The following is a 12,914-nucleotide window of genomic DNA, read 5'->3' as shown; positions in this document are numbered from 1 at the left end:
CGTATGAACACGGGCTGGGGCGTGACGGCTAGGGCGGAACGCGGCGCGGCAGGCGGTGCCGGGGTGAGCGGAAGCCGTGAGCAGGCGGCCGGACTCGGCGAGGGCACGCGGCTGCTGGACGGCGTACGCCAGTGGCTGGCCGAGAGCGGGGCTGAGCCGACCCCCGCGCGGGTGGCACAGGCGTTGCGCGAGCAGGGGCGGGTGCTCGGGGACGCCGAGGTGCTGGGCGCGGCACGGCAGCTGCGCTCGGAGCTGGTCGGCAGCGGACCGCTGGAACCGTTGCTCGCCGATCCCTCCGTGGCCGACGTCCTGGTCTCGGCACCCGACCGCGTGTGGGTGGACCGGGGCGGCGGACTGGAGCTGACCGCGGTGTCCTTCGCGGACGCGGCGGCCGTACGACGCCTCGTGCAGCGGCTGGCGGCCGTGGCCGGGAGGCGGCTGGACGACGCCAGACCGTGGGTCGACGCCCGTCTGCCCGACGGCACCCGGCTGCGCGCGGTGCTGCCGCCGGTCGCGGTCGGCTCCACGCGCCTGTCCCTCCGGGTCGTCCGGCCGGGGGCCTTCATCCTCGGCGAGCAGGTGGCCGCGGGGAAGGTGCCGCCGGGCGGGGGCCGGGTGCTGCGGGCACTGATCGCCTCGCGGCTCTCCTACGTCATCAGCGGCGGGACCGGTTCGGGCAACCCGAATATCTAGCCGTAGCGCCACTAGGTAATGGTCACAGGGGGTTACTGCGAACATGAAGCAGCCTCAGCCGGGTCGGGGGTCCCAGCCGGGACCGTGAGGCGCAGAGCGGCCTGATGGGCGTCGGCGCGTCTGTACTCCGTCGTTCTAGTCGCGCCGGATGTCCACGCGGCCGATCGCCCAAGAGTCCACCTTGGCCAAAGGGACACGCAGAAAACCGGTCCCAGCGAAGACCAAGGGCTCTGCGCCGAACACGACCCTGCCCTCGGCGAGGTGAAGGGCGTCCTCGGTGTCCAGCGAGCCGCTCTCGGTCGCGAACTCGTCTGCGAAGCCCTTCATCGCATCTACCTGATTGAGTGCTCCGATGCTGCTTCCCAGCCACGCGGCACGGGAAGTGAGCCGCCCGGTGATCAGCGTGCCGCCGACGGTGATGGTGATGTCGAAGGAGTCGCCGCTCTGTTGACGCGCTTGACGATGCGCTCGAGCAGCTTGTCACTGTTTGTCATTGGGTGAACCTGCTTCCAGTGGTAGGGGGCGCGGGGATGGTCCGGGAAGGACACGCCTCACCCTGCTCGGCATGGTCAGGGGGTGTTGCTGCGGGCGTGAAGCGGCCCCAGCCGGCCAAGGGGGGTGAGGCCGGCTGGGGCCGTCGGGCGTGCCAGGAGTTGCCCGCCTTTCAGGTCATCGTCGCGCCTCTCGCATCAGGCGGCGCAGCGCCACGCCGATGTTGTGCAGGGCGGCCGCTGTCCTGCTCGCCGTAGCGGCCGCCCTTCCCGACACGCCCCGCTCGAAGGCGCGCCGGGGATCGTCAGTGGGCCGGGTACCGCAGGGGCTGGGCAGCGGCGACCCGCTGGCACCACTTGTGCAGGTGGATGACCGCGCCTGGGCCGGATGCGGCTTCGATGTCCTGCGTGACGTACTCCTGGTCCTTCTTGATCGGCTCGTCGCAGCGTGCGCAGATCATCGGCGCCCCTCCCGCATGAGGCGGCGCAGCTTCACGCCGGTCTCGCAGCTGCCCGCGTCGGCGACGCACTCGTCGCAGCCGGGCGCGTGGTCGTGCAGGGCGCGGAGCGCGGCCTCCGCAGTACAGGGTCCGCAGCCGCGCGGGAAGGCGGCCACGTGGCTGTCCAGGACCCTTATCCGCCGCTCGCCCAGGTCGACGGCCGTCTCTGCGGTGAGGGTCGTCTTGCACCAGACGCACGCGGCTCCGCGCTGCTGCTGCTTGCTCAGGTCTCCCACGCCGGGAAGCGGGAGCGCAGCCCTCCCCCAGACGGGTGCGGTGTCGGTAGCCTCAGTCATGCTGACCTGCTCTCATCAGGTTGGCCACGCCCCGGGACCGGTCGCACGGTCGCCGGGGTCTTGTGTACCTCAAGATAGCGCCAGCATTACAGGCATGCTAGGTATCCCACGAATCGCGTAGACGACTAGGTATGCCGATGCTGGGGTGATGATCGAGTTCGCCCCCGACATCCCACGCTGGCGGCAGGTCGCCGAGGTGATCCGGCAGCGGATCGCCGACGGAACGTACCCGCCTCGCACGCGCGTGCCATCCGTGGTGCAGTTGACGGAGGAATTCGGCATCGCCAACGCGACGGCACACAAGGTGCTGCAGGCCCTGCGCGCGGAGGGGCTCACGTACACCGAGCCGGGCCTCGGCTCGTTCGTCGCCAAGCCCCAAGCATGACGAGACGCCCCCTGCACGGTCCAACGCGGGCCGTGCAGGGGGCGTCGGAATGCGCACTTGCGGCGCGGGCTGAGGTCGACGGAGAGCGCGCCTCCCGCCCCGTCCTGCGTCGTGAATACGGGAGGAAGGCGTGCCCTGCGTGGATTCCCAACTGCCTGACCGAGGGGGGTAGGTCAGGCAGTGTGACTCCGCGACCAGCCTGTCCCGGCAGCACAACGCCGGCCACTCGGAACAGTCAAACGGGTGGCACACCAGATATGACGGAAACGCCCCCTGCTGCGTCGGGTCCGGCGGGCACGCGGGGCGCGGCAGGCGCGCGAAGAGCGCGGCGGGGCGGTGATCGCGCTGTGCGGAGCGCTCGCCGGGGAGGTGGGCGCGGGACGCCAGCCGGGCGAGGCGCTGCTCCGTGCGGCGCGTGACTCGGCTGGACTCGGCGAGGCCCAGGCGGTGGTGCTGGCTGCGGCACGCTTCGGCGGGGACGGACCGGGCGCGCTGGCGGAGGCGGCACGCCGGCCGGGGGCCGACGGGTTGTCCGGGCTCGCTGCGTGCTGGCGGGTGGCGGTGGACCGGGGCGCGGGACTGGTGGCCGGGCTCGACCGGCTGGAGGCGGCCCTGCGCGCCGAGCGCGACCAGCGGGCGGATCTTCGCGCCCAGTTGGCGGGCGCCCGCTCGACGGCGGTCCTGCTCGCTGGGCTGCCGGTCCTCGGGCTGCTCCTGGGTGCGGTGCTCGGTGCCCGTTCGCTGCACGTGTTGCTGCACACCGGCGCGGGACTGGCCTGTCTGGTGGTCGGTGGCGTGCTGGAGGCAGCGGGCCCTTGGTGGGCCATGTGGATCGTGCGGGGAGCGGAAGCGGCATGAGCGGTGACGTTGTCCACAGCCTGGGGATGTTGTGTGGGGTGCTGGCGCTGTGGTGGCTGGCGTGGATGGTGGTCACCGCGCGGCGCGAGCGGAGGGTGCGGCGCCGGTTGGCCGCGGTGCTGTGGCGGGACGGTGTGTAGCAGGACCCGAGGGGGCGGGCGTTCCCGGACTGGAGGGCTTTGGTGTCCGAGGGGCCGCGAGGGCGAGCTCTTCATGAGCTGAAGGGTGCGCCGGACGGGCCGAACGGCGCGGCGGGTGCCGTCGGGCGGCGGGCCGAGTTGTGGGCCGCCGTGGGGAAGTGGCTGCCGTTCGCGGCCGAGGTCAGGGCGAGGGCCGGCCCGGCGGAACCGACGGCGCCGCGGGGACCTGCGGGGCCCCCGCCTCGGTCTCCTTCTCGTCCCTAGCCACTGCGGCCACCGCCTCGTCCTCGGCCCCGTCCCTACGGTCCGTCGTGTTCCCTGCCGTTCGCGGATTGTGCGTCTGGTTCTCGGTGTCCTCCGGGGCTCCACGCAACAGCACCGTGAGGAGCCGGACGGCGCCCCTCTTGTGCAGCGGGTCGTTGCCGTTTCCGCACTTGGGGGACTGGATGCAGGACGGGCAGCCTGCATCGCATTCGCAGGACGCGATGGCCTGGCGGGTGGCGGTCAGCCAGGCACGGGCCGTGTGGAAGGCGCGCTCCGCGAAGCCCGCACCGCCGGGATGGCCGTCGTAGACGAAGACCGTGGGGAGGAGGGTGTCGGGATGGAGCGGGATGGAGACACCACCGATGTCCCAGCGGTCACAGGTGGCGAAGAGCGGGAGCATGCCGATGGAGGCGTGTTCGGCGGCGTGCAGGGCGCCGCCGAGGATCTCGGGGTTGATCCGGGCCTCGTCCAGCTGGTCCTCGGTGATCGTCCACCACACCGCACGCGTGCGCAGCGTACGAGGAGGGAGGTCGAGTTTCGACTCGCCCAGCACCTCACCGGTGATCAGGCGCCGGCGCAGAAAGGAGACGACCTGATTGGTGACCTCGACGGAGCCGTAGCAGAGCCGGCCCTCGCCCCAGGGAATCTCGATGTCCGTCTCCAGGACGGAGATGGAAGTCGTGTCGCGGGCAACCGTCGAATACGGCGGGTTGGCCTCTTCGACCAGGGCGACGGAGTCCTCCAGGTCGAGCGTCCGCACGAGATACGTACGGCCCTGATGCAGGTGGACAGCCCCCTCGTGCACCGTCGTGTGGGCGGAGCCTGCGTCGACCGTGCCGAGCAGCCGTCCGGTGCCGGCCTCGACGATCTGCACGGGGCGCCCGCCCTCCCCTCGGATGTCCGTCAGGTCGGCGGCCCGTTCCCGGCGGGTCCAGTGCCAGGTCTTCGTCCGGCGGCGCAGCAGCTTCGCGGTCTCCAGCTGAGGCAGCAGCTCCGCGCTGGCTGGGCCGAACAGTTCCAGGTCCTCCTCCGTCAGCGGGAGCTCGGCGGCCGCCGCACACAGGTGCGGGGCGAGGACGTACGGGTTGTCCGGGTCGAGGACGGTGGATTCCACCGGTTGGTCGAAGAGGGCCTCGGGATGGTGGACGAGGAAGGTGTCCAGCGGGTCGTCCCGGGCGACCAGCACCGCGAGGGCACCTTGTCCGGCCCGGCCGGCGCGGCCAGCTTGCTGCCACAGCGACGCCCGGGTCCCTGGGTATCCGGCGATCAGGACGGCGTCCAGGCCCGAGACGTCGACGCCGAGCTCCAGGGCGGTGGTGGCGGCGAGGCCGAGGAGTTCTCCGGAGTGGAGGGCGCGCTCCAGGGCGCGGCGCTCCTCGGGAAGGTAGCCGCCGCGGTAGGCGGCCACACGACGGGCGAGGGAGCGGTCCACCTCCGCCAGGCGTTCCTGGGCGATGACTGAGATCAGCTCGGCGCCGCGCCGGGAGCGGACGAAGGCGACCGAGCGCACGCCCTGCACGGCTAGGTCGGTCAGCAGGTCGGCGGTCTCGGCGGTGGCCGTGCGCCGGACGGGCGCGCCTTTCTCGCCGTGCAGCTCGGTGAGCGGGGGCTCCCACAGGGCGAACACTAGTTCCCCGCGTGGGGAGGCGTCGTCGGCGACCTCCACGACCGGGAGGCCGGTGAGGCGCCGTGCGGCCACCGCGGGGTCGGCGGCGGTCGCGGAGGCCAGCAGGAAGACGGGAGAGGCGCCGTAGCGGGCGCAGAGGCGGCGCAGGCGGCGCAGGACCTGGGCGACGTGGGAGCCGAAGACCCCGCGGTAGGTGTGGCACTCGTCGATGACGACGTACTTCAGGGCACGCAGGAAGGAGGACCAGCGCGGGTGTGAGGGCAATATGCCCCGGTGCAGCATGTCGGGGTTGGTCAGGACGTAGTTGGCGTACTGACGCACCCATTCGCGTTCTTCGGGCGGCGTGTCGCCGTCGTACACCGCGGCGCGCACAGCCGGCCCCAGGGGTTGTGAAAGTTCCTTCACGGATCGGCACTGGTCCGCCGCTAGGGCCTTCGTCGGGGCGAGGTAGAGGGCGGTCGCGCCGCGCCCGTTCGGGGCCTGTGCGCCGTCCAGCAGACACGAGAGGACCGGCACCAGGTAGGCGAGCGACTTGCCCGACGCTGTGCCCGTGGCGACGACCACCGAGTCGCCGTCGAGGGCGTGCTCGGCGGCGAGCGCCTGATGGGCCCAGGGGTGCTCGATGCCCGCGGCTTGCACGGCCGCGATGACCTCGGCGCGGATCCGGTCCGGCCAGACGGCATGGCGGCCCTCTCGCGGGGGCAAGTGCTCCGTATGAGTGATGCGCGCAGCCCGGCTCGGTCCTGCGGCGAGCCGGTCCAGGACCGTGCTCGGCGACAGGCGGGACACGGGGCCCGTCGAGGGTCGATCGGATCGGTGATTCTTGGCCATCGGCACCGAGTGTGTCACTGGCGTGACGGACAATGGGACCAAGGCGTCGTGCACGCCTGCCGGTAAGTGATTGAATGCCATCGCGGCTGGCGAACCGTCCCGGGGCTCCGCCGAGGTGTCCCGAGGGGCGACCGCTCGATAGCAAGGTGCTGGAGGATCCGTGGACCTGTCCCTGGCGACCCGTACCGTCGGCGATCGTACGGTCGTCGAGGTCGGTGGCGAAATCGACGTATATACCGCGCCCAAGCTGCGCGAGCAGCTGGTCGAGCTGGTGAACGACGGGAATTTCCACCTCGTCGTCGACATGGAGGGCGTGGACTTCCTCGACTCCACCGGGCTCGGCGTTCTGGTGGGCGGCTTGAAGCGTGTCCGGGCCCATGAGGGCTCCCTGCGCCTGGTGTGCAACCAGGAGCGCATTCTCAAGATCTTCCGTATCACCGGCCTCACCAAGGTGTTCCCGATTCACACCTCGGTCGAGGAAGCGGTGGCGGCCACCGACTGACCCGTGCCGGGCCGCTTGGCCCGGACGGCAGAAGCAAGACGGGGGGGCCGGGCTTTTTTGCGGCCCGGCCACCTGATCGCACGCCCGAAGTACCGAGGGGGATGCATGGCCACCGTTGAACTCCTCTTCAGCGCGCTGCCCGAACATGTCAGGACCGCCCGACTCGTGGCGGCAGCGGTGGCGCGCCGGGCTGGAGTGGAGGAGGCCGTACTCGACGAGGTCAGGCTCGCCGTAGGCGAGGCCTGCACCCGAGCCGTCGGACTGCACCAGAGCAACGGCATCTCGGCGCCGGTGCGGGTGCTGCTGACCGAGGAGGAGAAGCAGTTCTCCATCGAGGTCGGCGACGAGGCGCCGCACGCGGTGCCCGGCGACAGGTCGCCGGGTGCCGGAGGCGCCCACGAGACGGACGCCGAGGCCGAAGAGGACGAAATGGGCCTCGCGGTCATCAGCGGTCTCGTCGACGACGTCGAGGTCACCGCCGGGGAGAGCGGCGGACAGATCAGGATGAGCTGGCCGACCCTGCCGCCGGCCACGCTCCCGGCCTGACCTTCCCGTAGGCTCACCAGTTGGATTAGCGAAGCGTAGTGAACCTGTGGCAGAGTGCTACGCGCACGCCCGGCGCCCAGGCGAGGTCGGGCACCCTCCTCGGTCGGGTCTTGCGGCCCGGTCGACCAGCGTCCGGAGGGACGTGCCACGCGGGCTGGCGGCTCCTGTCGTTCAGTACCAGGGCGCGAAGGTGATTGGCTCCCAAGGCTGAGCAACGCTCAGGCTCGCTAAGCCAATCAGAGACGCTTCCCTGCCTCGTACCTCTCGTACGATAAGAGCCCTGCCTGTGCAGGGCTCTTCTTTTTGTACAGTCGCACCGCGGTCGTGAATTGCTTCACGATCAATCGTGCGATAATTGGATCAAGGGCCAACCCAGTCAATGGTTTTGGGGCATTACCACTTTCGGGTTCAGTAACTGCCCTGCGATCTTTAGCTGAAGAGCACGTGAAGACCAATTCCGTTTGCCGAGCACTGTTTTGATCAGGTTCCGGTACCTACAATCCGTCCACATCTCTTGAGCTCAGCCCAAGCGTCAAGGAGGACGAATGGCGGGGCTTTCTACCCCTCAACAGTTTGATCACCCCACAACCCTCGCAGCTGCTGTCCTGACCGACAGCAACCGCCTGATCATCGTGGTCATCGGGGCCGTGGCCCTCGCGGCCCTGGTGGTCGCCGGGATCCTGGTGCGCCAGGTGCTCGCGGCGGGCGAGGGCACCGAAGGCATGAAGAAGATCGCGGCGGCGGTCCAGGAAGGCGCCAACGCCTATCTGGCCCGGCAGCTGCGCACGCTCGGCGTATTCGCCGTGGTCGTGTTCTTCCTGCTCATGCTGCTGCCTGCGGACGACTGGAGTCAGCGCGCCGGACGGTCGGTGTTCTTCCTGATCGGTGCGGCGTTCTCCGCGGCCACCGGTTATATCGGCATGTGGCTTGCCGTACGGAGCAATGTGCGGGTCGCCGCGGCGGCGCGTGAGGCCACACCGGCGAAGGGTGAGCCGGAAAAGGATCTCACCGCTGTCTCGCACAAGGCGATGAAGATCGCGTTCCGCACGGGTGGCGTCGTCGGCATGTTCACGGTGGGGCTCGGTCTGCTGGGCGCCTCCTGCGTGGTGCTGGTGTACGCGGCGAACGCACCGAAGGTCCTGGAGGGCTTCGGACTCGGCGCGGCACTGATCGCCATGTTCATGCGTGTCGGTGGCGGCATCTTCACCAAGGCCGCCGACGTCGGCGCCGACCTGGTCGGCAAGGTCGAGCAGGGCATTCCGGAGGACGACCCGCGCAATGCCGCGACCATCGCCGACAATGTGGGCGACAACGTCGGCGACTGCGCGGGCATGGCGGCCGACCTCTTCGAGTCGTACGCCGTGACGCTCGTCGCCGCGCTGATCCTCGGCAAGGCGGCGTTCGGCGACTCGGGGCTGGCGTTCCCGCTGATCGTGCCCGCGATCGGGGTCCTGACCGCGATGATCGGCATCTTCGCGGTGGCTCCGCGCCGCTCCGACCGCAGCGGCATGTCCGCGATCAACCGGGGCTTCTTCATCTCCGCGGTGATCTCGCTGGCACTGGTCGCGGCGGCGGTCTACAGCTATCTGCCGTCCTCGTACGCCGACCTCAAGGGCGTCACCGACTCGGCGATCCGGCTCAAGGACGGGGATCCGCGGATCCTCGCGCTTGTCGCGGTGGCCATCGGCATCGTGCTTGCTGCCCTGATCCAGCAGCTGACGGGCTACTTCACCGAGACCACCCGGCGGCCGGTGCGGGACATCGGCAAGACGTCGCTGACCGGCCCCGCCACCGTGGTGCTCGCCGGTATCTCCGTGGGTCTCGAGTCTGCCGTGTACACGGCGCTGCTCATCGGACTCGCGGTGTACGGCGCGTTCCTGCTCGGTGGCACGTCGATCATGCTCGCACTGTTCGCGGTGGCGCTGGCCGGCACGGGTCTGCTCACCACGGTCGGGGTGATCGTCGCCATGGACACGTTCGGGCCGGTCTCGGACAACGCACAGGGCATCGCCGAGATGTCCGGTGACGTCCAGGGCGCGGGCGCTCAGGTCCTCACCGACCTGGACGCGGTGGGCAACACCACCAAGGCGATCACCAAGGGCATCGCCATCGCCACCGCGGTACTCGCGGCGTCGGCGCTCTTCGGTTCGTATCGCGACGCCATCACCACGGCCGCGCAGGACGTGGGCGTGCAGGTCGGCGACGGCGGTCCGCTGAGCCTCGTCATGGACATCTCCCAGCCCAACAACCTGGTCGGCCTCATCGTGGGCGCGGCGGTCGTCTTCCTCTTCTCGGGGCTGGCGATCAACGCGGTGTCCAGGTCGGCGGGCGCGGTGGTCTTCGAGGTGCGCCGGCAGTTCCGGGAGAAGCCCGGGATCATGACCTACACGGAGACGCCGGAGTACGGCAGGGTCGTCGACATCTGCACCAAGGACGCCCTCAGGGAGCTGGCCACCCCCGGTCTGCTCGCTGTCCTGGCGCCCATCGCACTCGGGTTCACCTTCGGTGTCGGCGCGCTCGGCGCGTACCTGGCGGGCGCGATCGGCACGGGCACGCTGATGGCGGTCTTCCTCGCCAACTCCGGCGGTGCCTGGGACAACGCCAAGAAGCTCGTCGAGGACGGCCATCACGGCGGCAAGGGCAGCGAGGCGCACGCGGCGACGGTGATCGGCGACACGGTCGGCGATCCCTTCAAGGACACCGCGGGGCCCGCGATCAACCCGCTGCTGAAGGTGATGAACCTGGTGTCGCTGCTCATCGCGCCCGCGATCGTCAGGTTCTCGTACGGCAGCGACAAGAGTCTCGGCGTGCGGATCCTGATCGCCGTGCTCGCGATCGTCGTGATCGTGCTCGCGGTGTATGTCTCCAAGCGACGCGGGATCGCCGTGGGTGACGAAGACAACGCCGAGCGGGTGTCCAATTCGGCGGATACGGCGGTGGTTTCCTAGCCGGTTCCTCCGGCCTCCGGGCTTCCGGCTGGTCGGACAAGGATCAAGGGGCGGGCGTACGGCGTCTTCGGGAGCCGTACGCCCGCCCCGTCCGTGTCCCGTGCCTCTTCGTGAGCCTTCTCTCGCATGGTGCTTATGGTCGCAATGGCTGACATAAGTAATATTCAGCGTGCGGCTGTCACCCGGTTGGCGTGTATGTTCCGGGGCCGAGAGAGCCATGGAAGGGACCAATCCGGTGAACAAGAAGCTCGCGGCCGCGCTGTCCGGCGGTGCGGTACTGGTACTGGCGCTGTCGGGATGCTCCAGCAGCAGCAGCAGCGGCGCAGTCGACGACAAGCTGAGCACCTGGGCCAAGCAGGTGTGCGACGCGGTGCAGCCGCAGGCCAAGAAGATCGCGTCCGCCAGCACCGCGATCCAGAAGGAGACCTCGGACAACAGCACGCCGGATCAGGTCCAGAAGACCGACTCGCAGGCTTTCCAGGACATGTCCGACGCCTACAAGGCGATCGGCGCCGCCGTCCAGGCCTCGGGCGCGCCCGAGGTCGACAACGGCGCGGCGAAGCAGAAGAACGCGGTCAAGGAGCTCAACGACATCTCCACCGCCTACGCCGACCTGAAGAAGCAGGTGGACGGGCTCGACACGAAGGATCAGGGGAAGTTCGCCGAGGGCCTGAAGAACATCGCGACCCGGCTCGACAAGCTCAGCCAGAGCGGCAACGACGCGCTCAAGGAGCTGGAGGCCGGCGACGTCGGCAAGGCCATGGCGCAGCAGGCGAGCTGCAAGTCCACCTCTGCCTCGGCTTCGGCGACGGCCGGCTGAACGGCGCGTCGCGGGGGCGCCCGCGCCACAATGGGGGCGTGAGTAACTCCAGTCCGGCCACCCTGCCCTCCAACGACCGCACCGACGTGATCGCGTGGCTGCGGGATGCCCTGCTCGCGGCCTCGTTCACCGCGGACGGGCTGCTCGACCTGCTCGGTGCGCCCGCGTACGCGGCGCTCGCCCGGAGCGAAACAGTGCCTGCGCTCCGGGCGACACGCGGTGACACGCCGCTGGAAACGCTCGTACGGCTCTTCCTGCTGCAACAGCCCGTGCCGTACGCGCGCGTGGCGGACGTGCTGCCTGTCGACGCATGCCTGGACGCCGGCTGGCTGGTCCGCACCGCCGGCGACGAGGTGGCCGCGACGGTCGACGTCCGGCCGTTCGGCGGGCCTGGGGGCGAGGACTGGTTCATCGTCTCCGACCTGGGGTGCGCGGTGGGCGGAGCCGGCGGCATCGGCAGCCGGGACGAGGATGTCGTCCTCGGGGTCGGCGGCGCCTCCACCACCCTCGCCGGAATCACCGTGCGGACCCCCATCGGTTCCGCCCTCGACCTCGGTACCGGCTCCGGGATCCAGGCGCTGCACGCCGCCCGGCACGCCACCCGCGTGACCGCGACCGACGTCAATCCACGCGCCCTGCACATCGCGGGGCTCACCCTGGCCCTGTCCGCTGTCCCGGCCGCGGACCTGCGCCAGGGTTCCCTCTTCGAGCCGGTCCGGGACGACGAGACGTTCGACCTGATCGTGTCGAACCCGCCCTTCGTGATCTCGCCCGGCGCCCGCCTCACCTACCGGGACGGCGGGATGGGCGGGGACGATCTGTGCCGGACGCTCGTTCAGCAGGCGGGGGAGCGGCTGAACGAGGGCGGGTTCGCGCAGTTCCTCGCCAACTGGCAGCACGTGGAGGGGGAGGACTGGCAGGACCGGCTGCGCTCGTGGGTGCCGCGCGGATGCGACGCCTGGATCGTGCAGCGGGAGGTCCAGGACATCACGCAGTACACCGAGTTGTGGTTGCGGGACGCGGGCGACCACCGCGACGACACGGCTCAGTACCAGGCGCGGTACGACGCGTGGCTGGACGAGTTCGAGGCGCGCAAGGTGCGGGCGGTCGGCTTTGGCTGGATCGCACTGCACCGGACGGACACCGTCGAGCCCTCGATCACCGTCGAGGAGTGGCCGCACCCCGTCGAGCAACCGCTCGGCGACACGGTGCGCGCGCACTTCGACCGCATCGACTACCTGCGGACGCACGACGACGCGGCCTTGCTCGCCGGGCACTTCAAGCTCGCCGCCGAGGTCGTCCAGGAGCAGGTCGGGCTGCCCGGTGCCGAGGACCCCGAGCACGTCGTGCTGCGCCAGAACCGCGGAATGCGCCGGGCCACCAAGGTGGACACGGTCGGTGCAGGCTTCGCCGGCGTCTGCGACGGCACGCTGAGCGCGGGGCGCATCCTCGACGCCATCGCCCAACTGGTCGGCGAGGACCCCGTCTTGCTGCGCGACCGGACGCCTGCTCAGATCCGGCTGCTGGTCGAACAGGGGTTCCTGGAGCCCGCGCGGTAACCGGCGTGCAAGGGAGCGCGGGGGCGCACCCCGGGGCCCCGGCGGTTTCGTCCGCCGCCCGGCTGCGTCCCGAGCTGGACTTCGTACGCGAATCTGTGGGTGGGTCAGATGATCGTGCGGAGTGCGGGATCCACGGGAGCGAGGGCTCCTGCGGCGGGAAGCGGGTGTCACCGGACACCCGGATCCTCCAGAGGGCGCCGGAACCGGCCCCGCAGCGACCAGTTCGAGCCGAGTCGGGAGCGCGAACCCGCCCCGCGCCCCCGCCCCGGCGTATACGGTCGGTCGCGCGTCAGGGACTCCCGGCATCACCCTCCGGCGCGACCCGAACCCCGTCCCGGATGTCCAGGGCGGCGACGGACGGACTCGCGCAGCCCGATCTCTCCGAGGTCGCCAGGGTGCTGCCGGCGCGGGTCAGCCACCTGTCGCGGGTGGCCAGGATCGGAAGGAATCGGAA

Annotated in this window: 11 protein-coding genes and 2 pseudogenes; 9 read left to right on the top strand and 4 right to left on the bottom strand. The window is 70.4% G+C overall.

Annotated elements, in window-relative coordinates:
* Nucleotides 1–3: 3 nt before the first annotated feature.
* Nucleotides 4–690: pseudogene (locus ACWDA7_RS15910) on the top strand (ATPase, T2SS/T4P/T4SS family); the annotation flags it as partial.
* Nucleotides 691–828: 138 nt separating this feature from the next.
* On the opposite strand, the gene ACWDA7_RS15905 reads toward ACWDA7_RS15910, so the two are convergent.
* The 3 genes from ACWDA7_RS15905 to ACWDA7_RS15895 all read right to left on the bottom strand — a co-directional run bounded on the left by ACWDA7_RS15905 (nt 829) and on the right by ACWDA7_RS15895 (nt 1,980).
* Complete coding sequence (locus tag ACWDA7_RS15905) at nt 829–1,020, bottom strand: hypothetical protein (protein WP_450604781.1); 192 nt, start codon at nt 1,018–1,020, stop codon at nt 829–831.
* A 469-nt stretch (nt 1,021–1,489) separates the two neighbouring features.
* The gene (locus ACWDA7_RS15900) at nt 1,490–1,645 is read right to left on the bottom strand and encodes a hypothetical protein (RefSeq protein WP_450604780.1); all 156 of its coding nucleotides are present in this window, start codon (nt 1,643–1,645) and stop codon (nt 1,490–1,492) included.
* Nucleotides 1,642–1,980: a hypothetical protein gene (locus ACWDA7_RS15895; RefSeq protein WP_450604779.1), complete on the bottom strand. Its 339-nt coding sequence runs from the start codon at nt 1,978–1,980 to the stop codon at nt 1,642–1,644. Before ACWDA7_RS15895 ends, ACWDA7_RS15900 begins: the two co-directional genes overlap by 4 nt.
* Before the next feature lie 148 nt (nt 1,981–2,128).
* Between ACWDA7_RS15895 and ACWDA7_RS15890 the strand changes: the two genes are divergently transcribed.
* The 3 genes and pseudogenes from ACWDA7_RS15890 (at nt 2,129) to ACWDA7_RS15880 (ending at nt 3,363) form a co-directional block, all read left to right on the top strand.
* Nucleotides 2,129–2,365, top strand: a complete 237-nt coding sequence (locus tag ACWDA7_RS15890; protein WP_450604778.1) for a GntR family transcriptional regulator — start codon at nt 2,129–2,131, stop codon at nt 2,363–2,365.
* 270 nt (nt 2,366–2,635) lie between these two features.
* Nucleotides 2,636–3,223, top strand: a pseudogene (locus ACWDA7_RS15885) (type II secretion system F family protein); the annotation flags it as partial.
* On the top strand, nt 3,220–3,363 hold the full coding sequence (locus ACWDA7_RS15880; RefSeq protein ID WP_450604777.1) for a hypothetical protein: 144 nt from the start codon (nt 3,220–3,222) through the stop codon (nt 3,361–3,363). The pseudogene ACWDA7_RS15885 and the gene ACWDA7_RS15880, both read left to right, overlap by 4 nt.
* A 181-nt stretch (nt 3,364–3,544) precedes the next feature.
* Here the strand turns inward: ACWDA7_RS15880 and ACWDA7_RS15875 are convergent, their stop codons facing one another.
* Nucleotides 3,545–6,166 carry a DEAD/DEAH box helicase gene (locus ACWDA7_RS15875; protein ID WP_450604776.1) on the bottom strand — a complete coding sequence of 874 codons (2,622 nt, stop codon included), beginning with the start codon at nt 6,164–6,166 and terminating at the stop codon, nt 3,545–3,547.
* A gap of 79 nt (nt 6,167–6,245) precedes the next feature.
* Between ACWDA7_RS15875 and bldG the strand changes: the two genes are divergently transcribed.
* The 5 genes from bldG to ACWDA7_RS15850 all read left to right on the top strand — a co-directional run bounded on the left by bldG (nt 6,246) and on the right by ACWDA7_RS15850 (nt 12,460).
* Complete coding sequence (gene bldG, locus ACWDA7_RS15870; RefSeq protein WP_355328032.1) at nt 6,246–6,587, top strand: anti-sigma factor antagonist BldG; 342 nt, start codon at nt 6,246–6,248, stop codon at nt 6,585–6,587.
* Between the two features lie 105 nt (nt 6,588–6,692).
* Entirely contained in the window at nt 6,693–7,133 is a 441-nt protein-coding gene (locus ACWDA7_RS15865; RefSeq protein ID WP_450604775.1) for an ATP-binding protein, read from the top strand.
* 545 nt (nt 7,134–7,678) lie between these two features.
* Nucleotides 7,679–10,081 carry a sodium-translocating pyrophosphatase gene (locus tag ACWDA7_RS15860; protein ID WP_450604774.1) on the top strand — a complete coding sequence of 801 codons (2,403 nt, stop codon included), beginning with the start codon at nt 7,679–7,681 and terminating at the stop codon, nt 10,079–10,081.
* Nucleotides 10,082–10,298: 217 nt separating this feature from the next.
* Nucleotides 10,299–10,901 (top strand): small secreted protein, encoded by a 603-nt coding sequence (locus tag ACWDA7_RS15855; protein WP_450604772.1) that lies wholly within the window; start codon nt 10,299–10,301, stop codon nt 10,899–10,901.
* A gap of 38 nt (nt 10,902–10,939) precedes the next feature.
* Complete coding sequence (locus tag ACWDA7_RS15850; protein ID WP_450604771.1) at nt 10,940–12,460, top strand: DUF7059 domain-containing protein; 1,521 nt, start codon at nt 10,940–10,942, stop codon at nt 12,458–12,460.
* Nucleotides 12,461–12,914 lie beyond the last annotated feature (454 nt).

The sequence above is a fragment of the Streptomyces sp. NPDC001156 genome (assembly GCF_053598275.1).
This window is presented reverse-complemented; position numbering and strand designations above follow the sequence as displayed.

What these genes read in the sequence shown, in the direction of transcription:
- ACWDA7_RS15880 (WP_450604777.1), top strand. Translation starts at nt 3,220, where the DNA reads ATGAGCGGTGACGTTGTCCACAGCCTGGGGATGTTGTGTGGGGTGCTG.
- ACWDA7_RS15895 (WP_450604779.1), bottom strand. Translation starts at nt 1,980, where the DNA reads ATGACTGAGGCTACCGACACCGCACCCGTCTGGGGGAGGGCTGCGCTC.
- ACWDA7_RS15900 (WP_450604780.1), bottom strand. Translation starts at nt 1,645, where the DNA reads ATGATCTGCGCACGCTGCGACGAGCCGATCAAGAAGGACCAGGAGTAC.
- ACWDA7_RS15855 (WP_450604772.1), top strand. Translation starts at nt 10,299, where the DNA reads ATGGAAGGGACCAATCCGGTGAACAAGAAGCTCGCGGCCGCGCTGTCC.
- ACWDA7_RS15860 (WP_450604774.1), top strand. Translation starts at nt 7,679, where the DNA reads ATGGCGGGGCTTTCTACCCCTCAACAGTTTGATCACCCCACAACCCTC.
- ACWDA7_RS15875 (WP_450604776.1), bottom strand. Translation starts at nt 6,166, where the DNA reads ATGGCATTCAATCACTTACCGGCAGGCGTGCACGACGCCTTGGTCCCA.
- ACWDA7_RS15865 (WP_450604775.1), top strand. Translation starts at nt 6,693, where the DNA reads ATGGCCACCGTTGAACTCCTCTTCAGCGCGCTGCCCGAACATGTCAGG.
- ACWDA7_RS15890 (WP_450604778.1), top strand. Translation starts at nt 2,129, where the DNA reads ATGATCGAGTTCGCCCCCGACATCCCACGCTGGCGGCAGGTCGCCGAG.
- ACWDA7_RS15905 (WP_450604781.1), bottom strand. Translation starts at nt 1,020, where the DNA reads ATGAAGGGCTTCGCAGACGAGTTCGCGACCGAGAGCGGCTCGCTGGAC.